The organism is Pantoea sp. EABMAA-21 (assembly GCF_030053335.1).
GTDB lineage: Bacteria > Pseudomonadota > Gammaproteobacteria > Enterobacterales > Enterobacteriaceae > Pantoea > Pantoea communis.
The window spans coordinates 415,629-435,317 of sequence record NZ_JASGBX010000001.1 but is presented as its reverse complement, the minus strand read 5'-3'; the positions used below and the strand labels follow the sequence as shown (position 1 = coordinate 435,317).

The 19,689-nt window shown below is 53.1% G+C and carries 19 protein-coding genes and 1 tRNA gene; 10 read left to right on the top strand and 10 right to left on the bottom strand.

Annotated features, from left to right (window positions below; all coding sequences use genetic code 11):
- Window positions 1-86: 86 nt before the first annotated feature.
- A complete protein-coding gene (gene yeaG, locus QMZ65_RS02010) occupies window positions 87-2,021 on the bottom strand; it encodes a protein kinase YeaG (RefSeq protein WP_034828773.1) in 1,935 nt (644 codons plus the stop codon).
- Between the two features lie 407 nt (window positions 2,022-2,428).
- On the opposite strand from yeaG, the gene QMZ65_RS02005 reads away from it, so the two are divergent.
- Together QMZ65_RS02005 and QMZ65_RS02000 are read left to right on the top strand one after the other, a co-directional pair.
- The gene (locus QMZ65_RS02005) at window positions 2,429-3,178 is read left to right on the top strand and encodes a MipA/OmpV family protein (protein WP_058959835.1); all 750 of its coding nucleotides are present in this window, start codon (window positions 2,429-2,431) and stop codon (window positions 3,176-3,178) included.
- A gap of 84 nt (window positions 3,179-3,262) precedes the next feature.
- Window positions 3,263-4,111: an aldo/keto reductase gene (locus QMZ65_RS02000; RefSeq protein ID WP_097116973.1), complete on the top strand. Its 849-nt coding sequence runs from the start codon at window positions 3,263-3,265 to the stop codon at window positions 4,109-4,111.
- Window positions 4,112-4,132: 21 nt separating this feature from the next.
- Here the strand turns inward: QMZ65_RS02000 and QMZ65_RS01995 are convergent, their stop codons facing one another.
- Together QMZ65_RS01995 and gapA are read right to left on the bottom strand one after the other, a co-directional pair.
- A complete protein-coding gene (locus QMZ65_RS01995; RefSeq protein ID WP_211728429.1) occupies window positions 4,133-5,008 on the bottom strand; it encodes a D-hexose-6-phosphate mutarotase in 876 nt (291 codons plus the stop codon).
- 73 nt (window positions 5,009-5,081) lie between these two features.
- The gene (gene gapA / locus QMZ65_RS01990; protein ID WP_034828788.1) at window positions 5,082-6,080 is read right to left on the bottom strand and encodes a glyceraldehyde-3-phosphate dehydrogenase; all 999 of its coding nucleotides are present in this window, start codon (window positions 6,078-6,080) and stop codon (window positions 5,082-5,084) included.
- Window positions 6,081-6,418: 338 nt separating this feature from the next.
- Here gapA and msrB point away from each other — a divergent pair, with 338 nt between their 5' ends.
- Window positions 6,419-6,829, top strand: a complete 411-nt coding sequence (msrB, locus tag QMZ65_RS01985) for a peptide-methionine (R)-S-oxide reductase MsrB (RefSeq protein ID WP_034828790.1) — start codon at window positions 6,419-6,421, stop codon at window positions 6,827-6,829.
- 2 nt (window positions 6,830-6,831) lie between these two features.
- Window positions 6,832-7,113, top strand: coding sequence for a YeaC family protein (locus tag QMZ65_RS01980; RefSeq protein WP_045816085.1), 282 nt, complete (start codon window positions 6,832-6,834; stop codon window positions 7,111-7,113).
- A 35-nt stretch (window positions 7,114-7,148) separates the two neighbouring features.
- Here QMZ65_RS01980 and pncA read toward each other — a convergent pair whose 3' ends face one another.
- The 3 genes from pncA to sppA all read right to left on the bottom strand — a co-directional run bounded on the left by pncA (window position 7,149) and on the right by sppA (window position 10,732).
- On the bottom strand, window positions 7,149-7,757 hold the full coding sequence (gene pncA / locus QMZ65_RS01975; RefSeq protein ID WP_034828795.1) for a bifunctional nicotinamidase/pyrazinamidase: 609 nt from the start codon (window positions 7,755-7,757) through the stop codon (window positions 7,149-7,151).
- A 16-nt stretch (window positions 7,758-7,773) separates the two neighbouring features.
- A complete protein-coding gene (gene ansA, locus QMZ65_RS01970) occupies window positions 7,774-8,787 on the bottom strand; it encodes an asparaginase (protein ID WP_034828797.1) in 1,014 nt (337 codons plus the stop codon).
- Between the two features lie 85 nt (window positions 8,788-8,872).
- Window positions 8,873-10,732, bottom strand: a complete 1,860-nt coding sequence (sppA, locus tag QMZ65_RS01965; protein WP_283215283.1) for a signal peptide peptidase SppA — start codon at window positions 10,730-10,732, stop codon at window positions 8,873-8,875.
- Window positions 10,733-10,901: 169 nt separating this feature from the next.
- Here sppA and QMZ65_RS01960 point away from each other — a divergent pair, with 169 nt between their 5' ends.
- The 4 genes from QMZ65_RS01960 (at window position 10,902) to QMZ65_RS01945 (ending at window position 14,891) form a co-directional block, all read left to right on the top strand.
- Window positions 10,902-11,453, top strand: coding sequence for an NAD(P)H nitroreductase (locus tag QMZ65_RS01960; protein ID WP_034828801.1), 552 nt, complete (start codon window positions 10,902-10,904; stop codon window positions 11,451-11,453).
- Window positions 11,454-11,606: 153 nt separating this feature from the next.
- Window positions 11,607-12,650: a selenide, water dikinase SelD gene (gene selD / locus QMZ65_RS01955; RefSeq protein ID WP_283215282.1), complete on the top strand. Its 1,044-nt coding sequence runs from the start codon at window positions 11,607-11,609 to the stop codon at window positions 12,648-12,650.
- 22 nt (window positions 12,651-12,672) lie between these two features.
- Window positions 12,673-14,595 (top strand): DNA topoisomerase III, encoded by a 1,923-nt coding sequence (locus QMZ65_RS01950; protein ID WP_283215281.1) that lies wholly within the window; start codon window positions 12,673-12,675, stop codon window positions 14,593-14,595.
- A 41-nt stretch (window positions 14,596-14,636) separates the two neighbouring features.
- Entirely contained in the window at window positions 14,637-14,891 is a 255-nt protein-coding gene (locus tag QMZ65_RS01945; protein WP_236699723.1) for a YnjH family protein, read from the top strand.
- 33 nt (window positions 14,892-14,924) lie between these two features.
- Here QMZ65_RS01945 and xthA read toward each other — a convergent pair whose 3' ends face one another.
- The 4 genes from xthA to QMZ65_RS01925 form a co-directional block, all read right to left on the bottom strand.
- Window positions 14,925-15,737 (bottom strand): exodeoxyribonuclease III, encoded by an 813-nt coding sequence (gene xthA / locus QMZ65_RS01940; RefSeq protein WP_034828809.1) that lies wholly within the window; start codon window positions 15,735-15,737, stop codon window positions 14,925-14,927.
- A 110-nt stretch (window positions 15,738-15,847) separates the two neighbouring features.
- Window positions 15,848-15,932: transfer RNA gene (locus tag QMZ65_RS01935), tRNA-Tyr, on the bottom strand.
- 143 nt (window positions 15,933-16,075) lie between these two features.
- Window positions 16,076-16,924: a formyltetrahydrofolate deformylase gene (gene purU, locus QMZ65_RS01930; protein WP_034828882.1), complete on the bottom strand. Its 849-nt coding sequence runs from the start codon at window positions 16,922-16,924 to the stop codon at window positions 16,076-16,078.
- 57 nt (window positions 16,925-16,981) lie between these two features.
- A complete protein-coding gene (locus QMZ65_RS01925) occupies window positions 16,982-17,437 on the bottom strand; it encodes a YchJ family protein (RefSeq protein ID WP_058959826.1) in 456 nt (151 codons plus the stop codon).
- A gap of 96 nt (window positions 17,438-17,533) precedes the next feature.
- Here QMZ65_RS01925 and rssA point away from each other — a divergent pair, with 96 nt between their 5' ends.
- Together rssA and rssB are read left to right on the top strand one after the other, a co-directional pair.
- Entirely contained in the window at window positions 17,534-18,439 is a 906-nt protein-coding gene (rssA, locus tag QMZ65_RS01920) for a patatin-like phospholipase RssA (RefSeq protein ID WP_283215280.1), read from the top strand.
- Between the two features lie 102 nt (window positions 18,440-18,541).
- Entirely contained in the window at window positions 18,542-19,558 is a 1,017-nt protein-coding gene (rssB, locus tag QMZ65_RS01915; protein WP_034828815.1) for a two-component system response regulator RssB, read from the top strand.
- Window positions 19,559-19,689: the final 131 nt, after the last annotated feature.

Sequence of the window (19,689 nt, the reverse complement as noted above, 5' to 3'; positions counted from 1 at the left end):
TCCCCCAAACTACAGTGTAAGCCAGGCCGGAACCACTCCGGCCTCCTGTTGCGGCGTCGCGGCGCCGCGTAGCTTACAGGTAACGATTAAGACGATTTACGCACGCGCAGATACCATTCGCACAGCAAGCGTACCTGCTTGCGGGTATAGCCTTTCTCCATCATGCGATCGACAAAATCATCGTGTTTTTTCTGTTCGTCCGTTGAGGTCTTGGTATTAAACGAAATCACCGGCAGCAACTCTTCGGTATTGGAGAACATTTTCTTCTCAATAACCGTGCGCAGTTTTTCGTAGCTGGTCCAGTTGGGATTACGTCCACTATTTTGCGCCCGGGCACGCAGCACAAAGTTGACGATCTCGTTACGGAAATCTTTCGGATTACTGATCCCGGCAGGTTTCTCGATTTTTTCCAGCTCGGCGTTCAATGATTCACGATCAAACAACTGTCCGGTATCGGGATCACGGTATTCCTGATCCTGAATCCAGAAGTCGGCGTAGGTTACGTAGCGGTCGAAGATGTTCTGGCCGTATTCTGAATAAGACTCCAGATAGGCGGTCTGAATCTCTTTGCCAATAAACTCCGCGTATTTCGGAATCAGATAACCTTTCAGGTGCTCAAGGTATTTCTCTGCCAGATCCTGCGGGAACTGCTCGCGCTCAATTTGTTGCTCCAGTACGTAGAACAGATGTACCGGGTTGGCCGCCACTTCGGCATGGTCAAAGTTGAACACGCGCGACAGAATCTTGAACGCGAAACGGGTCGAAAGGCCGTTCATGCCCTCATCCACGCCAGCGTAGTCATGATACTCCTGCCATGATTTCGCTTTTGGATCGGTATCTTTCAGGCTTTCACCATCATAGACGCGCATTTTTGAATAGATGCTGGAGTTTTCCGGCTCTTTCAAACGCGACAGGATAGAGAAGCGCGCTAAGGTCTCCAGCGTGCCTGGTGCACATGGCGCCGTCGTCAGCTCACTGTGATTAAGCAGTTTGTCGTAGATTTTAATCTCTTCCGACACTCGCAGGCAGTAAGGCACTTTGACGATGTAAACACGGTCCAGGAACGCTTCGTTGTTCTTGTTGTTACGGAAAGTCACCCATTCTGACTCGTTGGAGTGCGCCAGAATGATGCCGTTAAACGGCAGGGCAGAGATCCCTTCAGTACCGTTGTAGTTACCTTCCTGAGTGGCGGTCAGCAATGGATGCAGCACTTTAATCGGTGCCTTAAACATCTCGACGAATTCCATGATGCCCTGGTTCGCGCGGCAGAGTGCGCCCGAGTAACCGTAAGCGTCGGGATCATTCTGCGCGTGGTTTTCCAGTTTGCGGATATCCACCTTACCGACCAATGCAGAGATATCCTGGTTGTTCTCATCACCCGGTTCCGTTTTGGCGATGGCCACTTGTTCCAGGATAGAAGGCCAGACTTTGACAACTTTAAAGCGGGTAATATCGCCGCCGAAGTCATGCAGGCGTTTTGCTGCCCACGGCGACATGATGGTGCCCAGGTAACGCCGCGGCACGCCATACTCTTTCTCAAGAATATTGGCGTCTTCCTGCGGGTTGAACAGGCATAGAGGATGATCGTTGACCGGGCTGCGTTCGCCATCAGCGCTCAGCACGTAGATCGGTACGCGTTGCATCAGGGCTTTCAAACGCTCAGCAAGTGACGATTTACCGCCACCGACCGGCCCCAGCAAGTAGAGAATCTGTTTCTTCTCTTCCAGGCCTTGCGCAGCGTGTTTCAGGTAGGAGACGATTTGTTCAATCGCTTCCTCCATACCATAAAACTCTTCGAAGGCGGGATAGCGTCCCATGACGCGGTTAGAGAAGATTCTGGAAAGGCGTGGCTCCTGCGCCGTGTCAACCATCACCGGCTCACCGATAGCCATCAATAGTCGCTCTGCAGCGTTGGCGTATGCACTGCGATCCTGCTTACAGATTGCGAGAAATTCCTGCAGTGTGAACTCTTCGTCCTTGGCAGCTTCATAACGCTGACGATAGTGATCGAATATATTCATAGCGATGCCCGTCCTTTCGTTTTTAGCACAGGTAAAGGAGCGAAATTAGATACGTTTGCAGCTCCCGGAAGATATTCTTTATTGAGTACAGCAACCCTTATGCCAACCTGACGTTTTTTTATCGGGATACACAATTCTTATGGTTACTCTGCTCGTACAAAAAGTCTCGGCTTACTTTTAACTGTAGAAGGCATTCAGAAAATCTGCCGCCACTTTTCTCCTTATTTAGCGATATATCAATAACAAAGTCTCATAAGCACTAAGGCATTCCGTTTGCATGTCTACCACTGCAGCCTGCTTCAGACTATTCCGCATGGGTGATAAACATCCCTGATTTAACGTTAACCCAGCGCGAAATTTTAGTTAGACTCTGCGTGTGATTGTTATATTAATGGACTGATTAAATTGTGAACCAATTCAAACTTAAAGCGCTTGCTTGTGTTGTCCCTTGTTATTTTGCGGCGTTCAGCACTCATGCAGAACCCTTATCTCTCGGGGCTTCGGTTATTTATGCCCAGTCACCTTATCGCGGTGGACAGGACCGATACATCCCCATCCCGGTCATCAATTATGAAGGCGAAAACTTCTGGTTCCGTAGCTTGCAGGGCGGCTACTACCTGTGGAAAGACCAGCAGGATCAACTGTCATTAACCCTGTTGGGTTCACCGCAACAGTATGATCCCAAGGATAACGATCTGGGTGACATGAAGGCTCTGGATAAGCGCCGGATGACTCTGATGGCAGGTGCCACCTATCGCCATGTTGCCGATTGGGGTATCGTGCGTACCGCTCTGCTGGGCGATGTGCTGAACAACAGTAATGGCATCATCTGGGATCTTACCTATCTGTATCGCTTCGATTTTGGCGCGTTCAGCCTGACGCCAGGCATCGGTGCAATGTGGAACAGCGCCAATCAAAACCGCTACTACTATGGCGTGTCTTCGCACGAAAGCGCGCGGACAGGTATTGCTGAATATCAACCGGATGACAGCTGGTCTCCTTATGTGGAAATGAATGCCAGCTACCAGATTAGCGATAGCTGGAATGCCAGTTTGTCCGGGCGTTACACCCGCTTTGATAGCGAAATCAAAGACAGTCCAATGGTGGACAAAAGTGGTCAGTTCACTCTCTGGACCGGCATCAGCTACAGCTTCTAATGGTTTTACATGGCGCCTCGTAATGAGGCGTTTTTATTACATTGCACCAATAACGCGCCCCATCATGGCGCATCAGGAGGCGTAATGAAGACGATTCAATTCCGTGGAGAATCAACTTTACCCGCTATTGGGCAAGGAACCTGGTATATGGGGGAGAATGCAGCGCTGCGTCGTCAGGAAGTCTCGGCGTTACAGGCTGGATTGGATCTGGGGCTGAGACTGATTGATACCGCAGAAATGTACGCCGAAGGCGGGGCGGAAGAGGTGGTGGGCGAAGCGCTACGCGGACGCCGCCATCAGGCCTGGCTGGTGTCAAAAGTCTATCCGTGGAATGCCGGGGAAGTGGATGCGATAGAGGCCTGCGAGCGCAGCTTACAGCGCTTAGAGACCGATTATCTTGATCTTTATTTACTGCACTGGCGTGGCAATGTGCCACTGGAAGAGACCATTCGCGCCATGGAAACCTTACAGCAGCAGGGAAAAATTCGGCATTGGGGGGTATCCAATTTCGACACGGACGATCTGCATGAACTGTGGAGTGAGACGGGCGGTGAAAACTGCGCTACCAATCAGGTGCTGTATCACCTGGCATCACGAGGAATCGAATACGATTTGTTAGCGGCATGCCAGCAACGTGATATGCCGATCATGGCGTATTGCCCTCTGGCACAGGCGGGACGTTTACGTCAGTCACTGTTTGAAGATCCCCATTTGCACCAAATTGCACAACAGAAGAGCATCAGCGTGGCGCAATTACTGCTCGCGTGGGTGATTCGTCGGCCAGGCGTGATCGCCATTCCCAAGGCCAGCAGCCAACAACACGTGGCGGAAAATGCGGCTGCGTTAGACCTGCATTTGAGTGTTGAAGAGTTGGCGGTCATTGACCGGGCGTTTCCAGCACCGCAACATAAAACGGGCTTAGACGTGGTATAGCGGCGCATCTGCGCCGCAAACCTACTTATTGCGCACGCGCAGGGTGGTACCGAGGCGAGCAGGGGATTCACCGGCACTTTTCATCGGCTTGTTGATGCGAGCCGTTTCCACGCAGACCATAGTTTTGTAACCCTCATTAGGCATATCCGCCATGCTGCAGGACAATTCTGGGCCTGGATTCCATGTGACAACGTCACTTTGATAATGGTGATACACTCCAATCTGACGTTTTCCTGCGATGTCGTGAATCACACTGCAATCTTCGGCGGCGGTGTGAATCCGATCGACGCGGTCAGGGTAGGTTTGCTTGCCATCAGCCAAACTGCCTACCGTGTTAGCGTTCACCTTGTCGATAAAGCTATTTCCTAAGCCACTCACTTCCACCTGAGCAATATCGGCGATCTGGAAGTAGGTGTGCAAGGCTGCGGTGGCTTGGTAATCGCCCCAGGCTTCCAGCTCAATTTCACAATGTTCGGCGATACGAAAACGGGCCAGCAGGGTGAAATCATGCGGCCACAGCTTCTTCGTTTGCGCGTTGCTTTCCAGTGTGAACGTCAGCATTACGGCATCTTCGTTCTCATCGTGTGCAGTCAATGTCCAGGGTTGATTACGGGCGAAACCATGCGCCGGTTCACCTGCCGGACCAAACCAAGGCCAGCAAATCGGCACGCCTCCACGGATTGCTTTGCCTGCGGCAAACGGCGTCTTATCGCTCAACCAGATCACCGGTTGCTGGCCGCTGGGCTGCCATGAGAGCAGATGCGCGCCTTGCAGCGCGATCGCCGCACGAACTTTAGGATGGCTCACAACCACGATCGGCAAATCGCCCACCTGGCGCTGAGACAGGTAAGGGGTGATCTGATTCACCACTGGTAAACTATAAAGCGTATCTTGCATCGTCAGACCTTCTCTTCTTCCAAATGAAAAAAAGGGGCGACCGAAGTCACCCCTTGTCTGTTTCGCCAGTCGCTTACTTAGAAGCAACCAGTGCAATCAGATCCAGAACTTTGTGTGAGTAGCCAGTTTCGTTGTCGTACCATGAAACCAGTTTCACGAAGTTGTCGTTCAGTGCGATACCGGCTTTAGCATCGAATACTGAAGTCAGGGTTTCGCCATTGAAGTCAGTTGATACAACGTCGTCTTCGATGTAGCCCAGAACGCCTTTCATCTTGCCTTCAGATTCAGCTTTGATCACGGCACAGATTTCTTTGTAAGTGGCTGGTTTTTCCAGACGTACAGTCAGGTCAACAACAGACACGTTCGGGGTAGGAACGCGGAACGCCATACCGGTCAGTTTACCGTTCAGCTCTGGCAGAACCACGCCCACTGCTTTAGCAGCACCGGTAGAAGATGGGATGATGTTCTGAGCTGCGCCGCGGCCGCCGCGCCAGTCTTTGTGAGACGGGCCATCAACGGTTTTCTGCGTAGCGGTGGTGGCGTGAACAGTGGTCATCAGACCTTCAACGATACCGAAGTGGTCGTTGATCACTTTAGCCAGTGGTGCCAGGCAGTTAGTGGTGCAAGAGGCGTTAGAAACGATATCCTGGCCAGCATATTTTTCAAAGTTAGCGCCACGAACGAACATTGGGGTCGCATCTTTAGAAGGACCGGTCAGAACCACTTTCTTCGCACCAGCCTGAATGTGTTTGCGAGCGGTTTCGTCGGTCAGGAAGATACCGGTTGCTTCTGCAACAACGTCAACACCCACTTCGTCCCATTTCAGGTTAGCCGGGTCTTTCTCAGCGGTAACACGGATTTTCTTACCGTTAACAATCAGCGCGCCGTCTTTCACTTCTACGGTGCCGTCGAAACGACCGTGCGTAGAGTCATACTTCAGCATGTAAGCCATGTAATCGGCGTCGAGCAGGTCGTTGATCGCGACGATTTCGATGTCAGAACGCTGCTGTGCAGCACGGAAAACGATGCGACCGATACGGCCAAAACCGTTGATACCTACTTTGATAGTCATATATTCCACCAGCTATTTGTTAGTGAATAAAAGGTTGGCTGTAAAATTACAAAAACCTTACCAGGCGTCAAGCGGAATCGTGTCAATTGTTGCGACAGGTCAATTCCAACGCCAGGAATAATTGGTTGCGCAATCGCTTACGCAGCACCCTTATTGCGCGCCTATGTTACGCCGAATACCGACCGAAAAGGGATGACTTTTGCAAAGGGTGATCGACGTCACAATTTTGCGCTGTGGCAGTCGTGGCGAACGGGTTCGCACGAAAAAAGACCATGATGATGTTGTTCGTTTGTTAGAATACTAGTCGATTTTTACAGAATGACACTCCGGAACTCAAAATGGCTAAAGACACCGCACCCGAGGCAAAAATCGCGCAGCTTTCTGAGATGCAGCGCTATGTCACACAGCATCGCGGCACGGAACCTCCTTTCAGTGGCGCGCTACTGCACAACAAGCAGGAGGGCATCTACCACTGTTTAGTGTGCAATTCACCGCTGTTCCTCTCCGACTCTAAATATGATTCAGGCTGCGGCTGGCCGAGCTTTTACCAGCCTTACAGCGACGAAGCGATTCGTTATCTGGAAGATGATTCCCACGGCATGCACCGCGTGGAAATTCGCTGTGGCAATTGCGATGCGCATCTCGGCCACGTGTTCCCCGATGGCCCGCAGCCTACCGGTGAGCGCTACTGCGTTAACTCTGCCTCATTGAGCTTTACCGATGAGCAGGGCAAGCAACAAGAGGGCTGAGCATGAAGCAAGAACTGGAAGCCATGCTGGCGGCGATGACGCCGGAAGTCTACGAGCGGCTCGCCACCGCAGTGGAAACCGGTAAATGGCCGGACGGTGTCGCGCTGACGCAAGAGCAGCGCGATAATTGCCTGCAGCTGGTGATGCTGTGGCAGGCGCGTCACAACGACGACCCGCAGCATATGACCATTGGCAAAGGGGGGGAGATGGTGATGAAGTCGAAAAAGCAGCTTAAGGAAGAGTTCGGTATCGAGCCGGACATCACGCGCATTAACCTGCACTAGAACGCAGAAGGGCTGGTTTTCACCAGCCCTCATTTTCAGATTATTACCGCACCCTGAGCTTGCATCTGTTCGATGGCAATATCGCTATCATCAGGATTCAGGTTGACGCCGCGGCAACCCTCTTTCACCACTTCAACGTTGTAGCCCAGCTCCAGCGCATCCAGCACGCTGTATTTGACGCAATAGTCGGTAGCGAGCCCCAGCATCACCAGGTCGCTGATGTCGCGTTCACGCAGCCAACTGTCTAGCTCCGTTTTGCGGCGATGGCCGTTATCGAAGAAAGCACTGTAGCTGTCCACATCCGCGTCGCCCCCTTTATGGAACACCGCATCAATCAGTGTGCGGTCCAGTTCTGGGTGGAAATCCGCCCCCACTGAGTTCTCGACTCCATGATCGGGCCACCAAATCTGCGCCAGACCGTTCAATTCACCCAGGGTATACACTGGTTCGCCAGAGACGGAGGCGAAGCTGCCATGATCTGCCGGATGCCAGTCTTGCAATGCCACTACACATTCTCCCCGATCGCGGAACTCGCGTGCGTAGCGATTGGCAACGGCAACCGTTTGGTCGCCTTCGCGCACCGCCATTGGGCCGCCGGGGCAAAAATCGTTCTGAATATCGATGATTATCAATGCCCGCTTCATTACATCTCGCTCCGTATCAGTCGTCGGTCAGTTCGCCGCGTAAATTCTGTTGCATTCTGGCACGAATTTCCGGGTTGGTGAGGTTTTGGCTCAACAAAAAGTGCAGTTTTGTTAATGTAGCCTCAACGGTAAGGTCAAAACCGCTGATCACCCCCGCATGTTCCAGCGCATTACCGGTGGCATAGCCCCCCATATTCACTTTTCCGGACATGCATTGCGTCAGATTCACCACCACAATCCCACGTTCGCTCGCCTGCTGCAGTTCAGCCAGGAATTCTGCATTTTGCGGCGCGTTGCCGACACCATAAGAGCGCAGAATCAGTGCTTTCACCGGCTGGCGCAAGAAGTTACGCACCACATCGGCAGAGATCCCGGGGTAAATGGTAACCACGCCAATCGGTTGTGGGGTAATCGGATGCACAATCAACTCGCCGCGGCCCTGTGGTGCCGGCGGCGTATTGAGTTTACGAATGTGAATACCGGCTTCCAGCAAAGGAGGGAGATTCGGTGAAGCGAAGGCGTTGAAGCCGTCGGCATGGGCTTTGGTGGTGCGATTGCCACGGAACAGCGTGTTGTTAAAGAACAACGCCACTTCATTGATCGGATAATTAGCGGCCACGTACAACGAATTGAGTAAATTCTGCTGACCATCTGAGCGCAATTCTGCCAGTGGAATCTGCGAGCCGGTTACGATTACCGGCTTCGCCAGGTTTTCCAGCATGAATGACAGCGCCGAGGCAGTGAATGCCATGGTGTCGGTGCCGTGCAGAATGACAAAACCATCATAGCTGTCGTAATTCTGTTTAATGTCATCAGCAATCGATTGCCAATCCAATGGCGTCATGTCTGACGAATCCATCAGAGGCTGATATTCGTGGATGGTGAAATTCGGCATCTCAGGCCGATGGAATTCTGGCATGTTGGCCAGTTGCTGCTGCAGGTGGCCGGAAACCGGAATGTAGCCGTGCGCGGAGCGCTGCATACCGATGGTACCGCCCGTGTAGGCTACATAGATATTTTTCTTTTGCATGGAAGAACTCAGACTTGCCGTAAAACGCGCAGTATAAGGGGATTAACAGCGAAAAGCAGCCCGACCAGCGGCCGGGCTGTAAAGATTAGCGTACGTTGCCGCAGTTCAGGCAGAAGGCGTAGCGATTTTGCGGATCATTAAGATTGTTCATCAGGCCAGGCTGATCTTTCACTGCACTCATTACGTCCAGCATCGGCGCGGGCAGCCACACCTTCAGTGCTGCTGGCAGCATCGCTTGTGCAGAGGCATTCATCTGATTTAGCAGCAGGTCAATCATGCCGGGGTCGTCCTGATACCAGCTAAGCTTCGGCTTGGCGACTTTTGCCAACTCAGCCGCTTTCGCCACGGCATCGTCAAAATCACCCAACGCATCCACCAGGCCATTGGCTTTAGCATCACTGCCGGTCCAGACATGGCCCTGAGCGATATCATTGATCTGTTCTGGCGTTTTATGACGCGACTTCGCGACCAGTCCGACAAAGTTACGATAGCCGTTTTCGATGGTCAGTTGCATCAATTGCTGCACTTCCGTCGGCAGGGCTTTGGTGGTGGCAACGTCAGCCAGCGGAGAAGTGGCCACGCCGTCCGTGTGCACACCAATACTGTTCAGGCTATTTTCAACCGTGTTAATCACGCCGAAAATACCGATTGAACCGGTCAAGGTGCTGGGTGCGGCCACAATGTAGTCTGCTGGCGTCGAGATCCAGTAGCCGCCTGAAGCCGCCATGCCGCCCATTGAGACCACCACTGGCTTGCCGGCATCATGGGCTGCGGCTAACTCTTCACGAATCGCTTCCGATGCCGACACGCTGCCACCTGGGCTGTTGACGCGCAGTACAATCGCTTTGATTTTCGGATCGAGACGCGCATCGCGAATCTGCGAAGCGGTGGTATCGCCACCCACGTTTCCGGCGGTTTCCTCACCGTCCATAATCGCACCGCTGGCGAAGATCACCGCAATATTGCCATCCTGATCCTGCTGAGGCTGCTTTACGGTGTAATCGTAAATGCTGACGTTGCGATAATCGTTATTGGCTTTATCCCAGCCAAAGGTTTTCACCAGTTCCTGATCAGCAGCCGCACGGCTGTCCAGCACATCAACCAATTTACTGTCCAGCGCATATTTTGCGGTATCGCCGTCAACAGCCTGCAATCCGCTGATGACGCCGGCTGCTCCCGGGAACAGTTGATTCGGGGTAATCTGGCGATTTGCGGAAACGGTGTTCAGGTAGTTCTGCCACAGCTGGCCGATCCAGCGACTATCCGCATCACGTGCTTCCGGAGACATATCGTCACGCAGGAAAGGCTCGACGGCAGATTTGTAGGTGCCCACACGGAACACATGAGAATTGACTTTGAGCTTCTCTAACAGGGATTTGTAATACAACCCATTGGTAGCAAAGCCATGCAGATCAACGGTGCCCTGCGGTGACAGATAAATTTTGGTGGCATAGCTGGCGATGTAGTATTGCGCCTGGCTATAGCTATCACCAATGGCGTATATCGGTTTGCCCGCATCACGGAACTCACGCAGCGATTTGCCCAGATATTGTAATGAGGGTTGATCGCCGCCAGCAAAATCACGCAAATCAAGCACGATCCCGGTGATGTTTTTGTCAGTTTTCGCCTGACGAACCGCATCCACCACGTCGAACAATGAATTCTCTTGCAGGCGATCGCTGCTCGCGCCCAGCAACTCACGGCTGATGCGACTCAGGCGATTACTGACGGAAGGTTTATCCACTAATACACCGCTTAAATCCACCTTGAGTGCACCCTGTTGCACCGGTTCGCTGCTGTTGGCGCTGGAAAGCTGTAACCAGATACCGACACCGGCGAGGATTAAGACGATGAGGAATAAATTAAGAATGAATTCCCGAATAAAATTCAACACCCGCCAGCTCCAGCGGAACAGGCCAGCAATAATTCGCCACAATGTGCGCATAAACTCTCCATATTCACGTAACAGGGCAGTCGCCACGCGGTCTGCCCCGATGTCGGGTTCATCCTAAAGAGCAGCGTGCGAAATGTCAGCAGGAAATCGCGCCAGACTGTTACAAAAGATCTTGCTGTGCCAGGATTAGCCCACGCTTTTTATTCACGGGAGAATAATGATGGATGCACTGGATTTATTAATTAACCGCCGCTCGGCTTCGCGTCTGGCAGAACCGGCACCAGCGGGCGAAGTCTTGCAGAACATTTTGCACGCAGGCTTACGTGCACCGGATCATGGTACGTTGCAGCCGTGGCGCTTTATCATTGTAGAGAATGAAGGGCGTGAGCGTTTTGGTAAATTGCTTGAACAAGCGGCGCGTGACAGCAACCTCGATGAAAAGGCGATTGAAAAATCCGCCACCGCACCGTTTCGAGCGCCGATGATTATCACTGTTGTGGCGCACTGTGAAGAGCATGCCAAAGTCCCGCATTGGGAACAGTTGGTTTCAGCAGGTTGTGCCGTGATGGCGATGCAAATGGCCGCGGTGGCGCAGGGCTTTAACGGTATCTGGCGCAGCGGTCCATGGACCGACCATCCTTCAGTGCGCGAAGCCTTTGGTTGCCGCGAGCAGGATGCGATTGTCGGATTCCTGTATCTCGGTACACCGCAACTCAAAGCGAATACCACAGTAGTCGCACCGGACACCGCGCAATTTGTCAGTTATTTCTGACAGACATCGGCGGGTTTCTTCGGCAGGGTGAGGCGTGTTGCAAAGATTGCACACCGCGTGTGCGAAAGATCGAGCTTAAACCGCGCAACACTTACCACCGGTTGACAGCCAGGCTAACATACAGCCTTCTGTTCAGCGCATAAGGAACCCGCCATGAGTGAACCTCTTCGTCTGACGCAATACAGCCATGGAGCTGGCTGCGGCTGCAAAATTTCGCCGCAGGTACTGGAAACCATTCTTCATAGTGAGCTGACCCCTTTTCATGACCCCCAGTTGCTGGTGGGCAACGAAACACGTGACGATGCTGCCGTATACGATCTTGGCAACGGCACAGCGGTAGTCAGCACCACCGACTTCTTCATGCCGATTGTTGATGATCCCCATACCTTTGGCCGTATCGCCGCCACCAACGCTATCAGTGATATTTATGCCATGGGCGGCAAACCGATTATGGCGATTGCCATCCTGGGTTGGCCGGTCAACGTGCTGAGCCCGGAAGTGGCTCAGCAGGTCATTGAAGGCGGTCGTGCGGCCTGTCAGGCTGCTGGTATTGCGCTGGCGGGTGGGCATTCGATCGATGCGCCGGAGCCGATTTTTGGCCTGGCCGTCACGGGAATTGTTGATGTGGCGCGGGTGAAAAAGAACAGCGCCGCGCAGGCAGGAAGCCAGCTGTTTCTCACCAAGCCGCTGGGAATTGGCATCCTGACCACCGCCGAGAAAAAAGGCCTTCTGCTGCCAGAACACCAGTCATTAGCGGCGGAGGTGATGTGTCAGTTGAATAAAGCCGGTGCCGAGTTCGCCAAACTGGATGGCGTCAGCGCCATGACCGATGTCACCGGTTTTGGCTTGCTGGGACATCTGAGTGAGATTTGCCAGGGATCAGGTTTGCGTGCGGAAATCCACGCCAAACAGGTTCCGCGCTTACCCGGTGTCGATGAGTATATCGCCAAAGGTGCCGTGCCCGGCGGCACTCAGCGCAATTTTGCCAGCTATGGCGCCCTGATTTCCGCGATGGACGATGCAACTCGCGCGTTACTGTGCGATCCGCAAACCTCGGGTGGTTTACTGGTGGCGGTGCAACCCAGCGAGGTCGAAGCCTTCCAGCGCTGCGCAATATTGGCCGGCGTGCAGGCGACGGCGGTGGGTGAACTCTTCGCTGCCGATCCTTCCTGTCCATTAATTACCGTCGTGAATTGACGTAGAAGGAACGACGCCAGACATGCGTTTGTTTATTGCTGAAAAACCCAGCCTGGCGCGTGCCATTGCTGATGTACTGCCGAAACCGCATCGACGCGGTGACGGTTTTATTGCCTGTGGCAACGATCAGATGGTCACCTGGTGTGTCGGGCATTTGCTGGAACAGGCGCAGCCGGACAGCTATGACAGCCGCTATGCGCGCTGGAATCTTGCCGACCTGCCGATCATTCCGGAAAAGTGGCGTTTACAGCCACGTCCGTCGGTGGCTAAGCAACTCAAAGTGATTGAGGGTTTGCTGCAACAGGCGAGTGAAGTGGTACACGCCGGTGACCCGGATCGAGAAGGTCAGCTGTTGGTGGATGAAGTGCTGGACTACCTGCAACTCGCGCCGGAAAAGCGGCAGAAAGTGCAGCGCTGTCTCATTAACGATCTCAACCCCTCCGCCGTGGAGCGAGCAGTCAGCCGTTTACGTGAGAATCGCGAGTTTATCCCGCTTTGCGTCTCCGCATTGGCCCGCGCCCGCGCAGATTGGCTCTACGGCATCAATATGACCCGTGCCTGGACGCTGTTAGGCCGCAATGCCGGTTATGATGGTGTGCTGTCGGTCGGACGCGTACAAACGCCGGTGCTCGGTCTGGTGGTGCGTCGCGATGAAGAGATCGAAAACTTCATTCCTAAAGATTACTTCGAAGTGAAAGCGCATATCGTGACGCCGAAAGATGAGCGTTTTGTTGCCAGCTGGATACCCAGCGACGCCTGCGAACCCTGGCAGGATGAGGAAGGTCGCCTGTTACACCGTTCGCTGGCCGATCATGTTTTAGAGCGCATCAACGGTAAGCCGGCGATAGTGACAGGCTATAACGACAAACGGGAATCTGATACCGCACCATTGCCGTTTTCGCTCTCCAGCCTGCAGATCGAGGCGGCAAAGCGTTTCGGCCTGAGTGCGCAAAACGTACTGGACTGCTGCCAGCGTCTGTATGAAACCCATAAGTTGATTACCTATCCGCGTTCAGACAGCCGGTATTTGCCGGATGAACATTTTGCCGGACGGCATGCGGTGCTGAATGCGATACAGGCGCACCAACCCAATCTGACACCGCCTACGGATTTTAACCCTGATCAGAAGAACCGCTGCTGGGATGATAAAAAGGTGGATGCGCACCACGCGATCATCCCTACCGCCCGCGCCAGTAAAGTGAACCTCACGGAGAATGAAGCCAATATTTACGGCCTGGTGGCACGTCAGTATCTGATGCAATTTTGCCCAGACGCGGTTTTTCGCAAATGCGTTATCGATCTCGAGATTGGCGGGGGCAAGTTTGTTGCCAAAGCGCGTTTTCTGGCAGAAGCGGGCTGGCGTGCCTTACTCGGCAGTAAAGAACGCGATGAAGAGAACGATGGCACGCCTTTACCGGTGGTGGCAAAGGGCGATGAGCAGCTGTGTGAGCGCGGTGAGGTGCATGCCAAGCAGACGCAGCCGCCGCGCCCGTTTACCGATGCCACCCTGTTATCCGCCATGACCGGCATCGCGCGCTTTGTTCAGGATAAAGAACTAAAGAAAGTGCTGCGTGCGACCGATGGTTTAGGGACGGAAGCGACGCGAGCCGGCATTATTGAATTATTGTTCCGCCGGACATTCCTCGTGAAGAAAGGCCGCTATATTCATTCTACGGACGCGGGCAGGGCGCTGATCCATGCGTTACCAGAAATGGCGGCCCGACCAGATATGACGGCTCAATGGGAATCGACATTAACACGCATCAGTGAAAAGGCCTGCCGCTACGATGAGTTTATGCAGCCGCTGGTTGCCACGCTGATCGGGTTAATTGGCGAAGCGCGTCAGCGACCCTCGTTGCAATCATTTAGAGGCATTGCCGCACCGGCCGCTAAACGTAAAGCAAAACCGAAATCGACCCGGCGTAAAACCAAGGAGACAGAGTGATGCGTTATATCCTATTAGCGCTTAGCGGGCTGCTGTTGTGCATGAATTCGGCGCTGGCGAACCGCCAGCCGGAAAACAGTCGCACGGGCAATACGGATGTGGTGGTGGATATGCCACCGGAAGTCTGGACACAGGGACAGAATAATCAGCAGAGCAACTGTCTGCAGTGCTGCACTTATGAGAATCGCAGTTACTCTGAAGGGGCAGTAGTGAAAGCGGAAGGCGTGCTGCTGCAGTGTGGGCGTGATGAGAAAGTGATGGGCACTAACCCGCTTATCTGGAAAATCATCAAGTAAAGGTGCGTGGCGTTCTCACGCCACGCAGTTTACTTATTTTTCCAGATTGAACGTCGACCAGACAGGTGCATGATCCGATGGTTTTTCCATACTGCGGATCTCGTAATCAATGCCACTTTCAATGCAACGCGCTGCCAGCGGTTGACTGGCCAGCAACAGGTCGATACGCAGACCACGGTTATCATCAAAACCTTTTGAACGGTAGTCGAACCAGGAGAAACGGTCAGCCGTTTCCGGGTATTTCGCGCGCCAGGTATCGACCAGCCCCCAATGCAACAGGCGATCCATCCACTCACGCTCTTCTGGCAGGAATGAGCATTTACCGGTGCGCAGCCAGCGCTTGCGGTTATCTTCGCCAATGCCGATATCAAGATCGGTACTGCTGATATTCATGTCACCCATGATCAGCACCGGCTTATCAACCGCCAACTGCTGTTCCAGATAATCCTGTAAATCACGGTAGAACTTCTCTTTCGCCGGGAATTTAGTTGGATGGTCACGGCTTTCACCCTGCGGGAAGTAACCGTTAATCACGGTGATGTCGCCAATCGGGCTGGGGATTTCCGCCATGATTAGGCGGCGTTGTGAATCTTCATCATCACCGGGAAAACCACGACGTACCGAAACAGGCTGCGCTTTGGTCAGCAGCGCGACGCCGTAGTGGCCTTTTTGACCATGATAAAACACGTTGTAACCCAACTTGCTGACGTCTTCGAGCGGGAACATGTCATCGTGAACTTTGGTTTCCTGCAGGCCGATGACGTCTGGCTGATGCTGTTCGACGAGGGCTTCAAGTTGATGAGGGCGTGCGCGCAAGCCATTGATGTTGAAAGAGATGAATTTCATTTCGCTGCCATTCTTATCCGCAAAAGTATGCCGGGATGGTAACGAGTTTTCGTTAGAATGTCATGGATTGAATCGGGGGGAAATAACGATGTAAGCAATAGGAAAAGCGATGGTGGCGGGAGAAGGATTCGAACCTTCGAAGTCGATGACGGCAGATTTACAGTCTGCTCCCTTTGGCCGCTCGGGAATCCCGCCACTGGCCTGAATAATGTGCCTGAAAGCGGGGCGCATGATACCAAATGCGTTCTGACTGTAAAGCGCTGAAAACAAAAATATGAATCGTTTGCCCACTTTTCATCCGTGGCGCTGAAGAGTTGCACAATTCAGCGCCAGGACGCTTACAGAATGATGGTGCGGTTACCGTAAACGAACACGCGCTGACCCAGCACTTTATACAGCGCGCGGCTGAGGACATTCTTCTCGACATCACGACCGGCACGCATCATCTCTTCTGCGGTGTAGCTGTGATCGACGTTGATCACGTCCTGCATGATGATCGGACCTTCATCGAGGTTATCATTCACGTAGTGCGCGGTAGCACCGATAATTTTCACACCACGCTCGTAAGCCTGATGGTAAGGACGCGCGCCGATGAAGGCAGGCAGGAACGAGTGGTGAATATTGATGATCTGATTCGGGTAACGCTGCACAAAAGCAGGCGTCAGCACGCGCATATATTTGGCCAGCACCACGTAATCCGGCTGGTAGCGATCAATTTCATCGCCCATGCGGTTGTCATGCTCTTCACGCGTCAGGCCTTCATGGCTGACCAGAACAAACGGAATATCGAAACGTTCAACCAGCGAGCGCAGCGTTTCATGGTTACCAATGACGGCGGCAATCTCCATATCGAGACCACCAAACGCGCATTTCATCAGCAGATCGCCCAGGCAATGCGCCTCTTTGGTCACCAGAATCACCACACGACGACGGCCAGCGCTCTGCAGTTCCCGCACCGAACCTACCGGTAACGCGCTGTCGAGATCCGCCAGCAGGGTATTGTCGTTGAAAATCCCTTCCAGCTCTGTGCGCATGAAAAAGCGCCCGGTACGGTGATCGACAAACTCATTGTTTTGCACAATGTTGAGTTCATGCTTGTAGCAAATGTTGGTGATCTTGGCGATCAGACCTTTCGCATCAGGGCAAATGGTCCGTAAAACTTTTCGTTGCGTGTTTTGCGCTTGCATCTCGATCAGAGTCCTGTCAAAGCGATGAATGGTAAAGCCGTTGTGCATCTGTCCAGATTAACCACAACATTTTTTGTATTTTTTATCGGAGCCACAAGGACAGCGATCGTTGCGCCCCAGCTCGGGCACCGTTCCGTCGATATAGTACCAGCGTTGATCCTCACAGAGAAAGCGTGAACATTCATAGATGGCCGAAGTGCGCTCTTTTTCGCGGTAACGCGCAAAAAAGGTCACAAAGGCTTCATTCTCGTGGCTTCCATGATTACAACGGGTTACATTCAAGCCCAGCCACTCAGTGCCGGAAAAACTTTCAGATAATAACGTCTCAAGGTCGGCCACACGCTTACTGGAGTGCCAGGTCGCAGCCAGATAACCCGCGTTCTTTTCAACATAAGCGGTGTAGCGTGAACGCATTAATTGTTCAGCGCTGGCAGGGAATGCCTGACCGCTCAGAAAGGGCTGGCAACATAAGCTATACTGCTTTCCGCTGCAGCAGGGGCACTTTTCAGACACGTCATCTCCTGTGAGTGATTAAAGTTAATTAAAGTGTGCGCTATGGTAGCCGACTGCTGAGCGGGATGCTACGTACCAGACTAATCACGAGGTGCGATGAGAAAGGTGAGGATCGGGCTGGCCCTGGGTTCAGGTGCCGCCAAAGGTTGGGCGCACATTGGTGTGATTAATGCGCTGGAGCGTGCCGGCATTGAAATAGATGTGGTTGCAGGCTGCTCTGTCGGCGCGCTGGTGGGATCGGCGTACGTCAATAATCGGCTGGGAGTGATGGAAAAGTGGGTCAGCGCATTCCGCTACTGGGATGTAATCCGTCTGATGGATCTGTCGTGGCAGCGTGGTGGTTTGCTGCGCGGTGACCGCGTGTTCAGCCACATCCGTCAGTTGATCCCCAATGAATTGATTGAGGGGTGCAATAAACCCTTTGGCGTGGTGGCCTCGAATTTAAGTACCGGCCGTGAGTTGTGGTTAACCGAAGGCGATTTGCATCAGGCAGTACGTGCGTCCTGTAGTATGCCAGGCTTATTACCACCTGTTGGCTACAATGGTTACTGGCTGGTGGATGGTGCCGTGGTCAATCCGGTGCCGATATCTCTGACACGAGCCCTTGGCGCCGACATTGTCATCGCGGTGGATTTACAGCATGACGCGCATTTAATGCAGCAGGATTTATTATCGGTGACACCTCAGAGCGGCGAAGAAGAGGCTGCGGCTGAGGCATTAAGCTGGGGCAAAAAATTGCGCCAGCGCATACTGGGTCTGACGCACCGCCGGGCCAATCAAACGCCGGGCGCCATGGAGATCATGTCCACATCCATCCAGATTCTGGAAAACCGCCTTAAACGTAATCGTATGGCGGGCGATCCACCGGATGTGCTGATTCAACCGTTTTGTCCGCAGATATCCACACTGGATTTTCATCGTGCACAAGAAGCCATTGCGGCAGGTAAAGCCGCCGTCGAGAAAAAAATGGATGAACTATTACCGCTGGTCCGAGGCAGATAATCAGGTTGTTCATTCTCAGGCAGTGCGACTTCAGTCAATTCTGAAAGGCGCAACTGCGTTTTATGAACCACTATTGAAATATCTGGTACGCAGGGGGAGAGAATGGAAAAACCACTAATCGGCAAAAAGATACTCATTGTCGAAGATGAGGTCGTTTTCCGTTCGATGTTAGACACTATGTTGGTGGGGCTGGGAGCCAGCACGCTGGAAGCGGGAGATGGCCTCGATGGCTTAACCTTGCTGTCGGCTCAAGCCGTGGATCTGGTGATTTGCGATCTGGAGATGCCGCGCATGGGGGGGCTTCAGTTCGTCGAACGTATCCGCAGCCGCGGTAATAGCGTGCCAATCTTGATCATCTCCGCCACGCAGAACATGGCTGATATTGCGCATGTCCTGCGCCTTGGGGTTCAGGATGTTCTGCTTAAGCCGCTCAGAAACCTCGAACGTTTTCGTGAAGCTGTTTATGAGTGCCTTTATCCTTCAATGTTCACTTCCAAAGTTGAGGAAGATGAACAGCTGTTTCAGGATTGGGATGCACTGGTTCGCGATCCTTTAGCTGCGTCTAAGTTACTGAAGCAGTTGCAACCTCCGGTTCAGCAAACCATCGCCAATTGCCGCATTAACTATCGCCAACTGACCATGGCCGAACAGCCAGGGCTGGTGCTGGATATTGCCGCGTTGTCCGACAAGGATCTGGCCTTTTACTGTCTTGATGTGACCCGAGCAGGCGATAATGGCGTGTTGGCCGCCTTACTGTTGCGCGCGCTGTTTAATGGTCTGTTACAGGAACAACTTTCCGGACAGAAGCAGCGCTTGCCGGAGTTAAACGGCCTGCTGCGCCAGGTCAATATGCTGTTACGCCAGGCCAATCTCAGTGGCCAGTTCCCCTTGCTGGTGGGGTACTACCACCGTCAGTTGAAAAACCTGATTCTGGTCTCCGCTGGCCTCAACGCCACATTGCACATTAACACCCATCAGATTCAACTCAGTAATGGCGTGCCGCTTGGTACTATGGGCAGTACGCACCTCAATCAGATCAGTCAACGCGCTGATGCCTGGCAGTGCCATGTGTGGGGCGCGGGTGGCAGGCTACGGCTGATGTTATCGGCTGAAGAATAAGCGATTGGATTTATATTTTTTGCGGGCTGGAGACAGGGCCAGGGGTAAGCTTTACACTTGGGTAATAGTCTTAAATTCCGCGGATTAGCTCCATCCAGGATAAATCCGTCTGATAGTAACTGATATACTCA

Coding starts and splice junctions, on each gene's coding strand:
- msrB (WP_034828790.1), top strand. CDS start 6,419: ATGGCTAAAGACACCGCACCCGAGGCAAAAATCGCGCAGCTTTCTGAG.
- QMZ65_RS01945 (WP_236699723.1), top strand. CDS start 14,637: ATGAATTCGGCGCTGGCGAACCGCCAGCCGGAAAACAGTCGCACGGGC.
- rssB (WP_034828815.1), top strand. CDS start 18,542: ATGGAAAAACCACTAATCGGCAAAAAGATACTCATTGTCGAAGATGAG.
- QMZ65_RS01950 (WP_283215281.1), top strand. CDS start 12,673: ATGCGTTTGTTTATTGCTGAAAAACCCAGCCTGGCGCGTGCCATTGCT.
- sppA (WP_283215283.1), bottom strand. CDS start 10,732: ATGCGCACATTGTGGCGAATTATTGCTGGCCTGTTCCGCTGGAGCTGG.
- QMZ65_RS01980 (WP_045816085.1), top strand. CDS start 6,832: ATGAAGCAAGAACTGGAAGCCATGCTGGCGGCGATGACGCCGGAAGTC.
- rssA (WP_283215280.1), top strand. CDS start 17,534: ATGAGAAAGGTGAGGATCGGGCTGGCCCTGGGTTCAGGTGCCGCCAAA.
- yeaG (WP_034828773.1), bottom strand. CDS start 2,021: ATGAATATATTCGATCACTATCGTCAGCGTTATGAAGCTGCCAAGGAC.
- gapA (WP_034828788.1), bottom strand. CDS start 6,080: ATGACTATCAAAGTAGGTATCAACGGTTTTGGCCGTATCGGTCGCATC.
- QMZ65_RS01960 (WP_034828801.1), top strand. CDS start 10,902: ATGGATGCACTGGATTTATTAATTAACCGCCGCTCGGCTTCGCGTCTG.
- pncA (WP_034828795.1), bottom strand. CDS start 7,757: ATGAAGCGGGCATTGATAATCATCGATATTCAGAACGATTTTTGCCCC.
- xthA (WP_034828809.1), bottom strand. CDS start 15,737: ATGAAATTCATCTCTTTCAACATCAATGGCTTGCGCGCACGCCCTCAT.
- ansA (WP_034828797.1), bottom strand. CDS start 8,787: ATGCAAAAGAAAAATATCTATGTAGCCTACACGGGCGGTACCATCGGT.
- QMZ65_RS01995 (WP_211728429.1), bottom strand. CDS start 5,008: ATGCAAGATACGCTTTATAGTTTACCAGTGGTGAATCAGATCACCCCT.
- selD (WP_283215282.1), top strand. CDS start 11,607: ATGAGTGAACCTCTTCGTCTGACGCAATACAGCCATGGAGCTGGCTGC.
- purU (WP_034828882.1), bottom strand. CDS start 16,924: ATGCAAGCGCAAAACACGCAACGAAAAGTTTTACGGACCATTTGCCCT.
- QMZ65_RS02000 (WP_097116973.1), top strand. CDS start 3,263: ATGAAGACGATTCAATTCCGTGGAGAATCAACTTTACCCGCTATTGGG.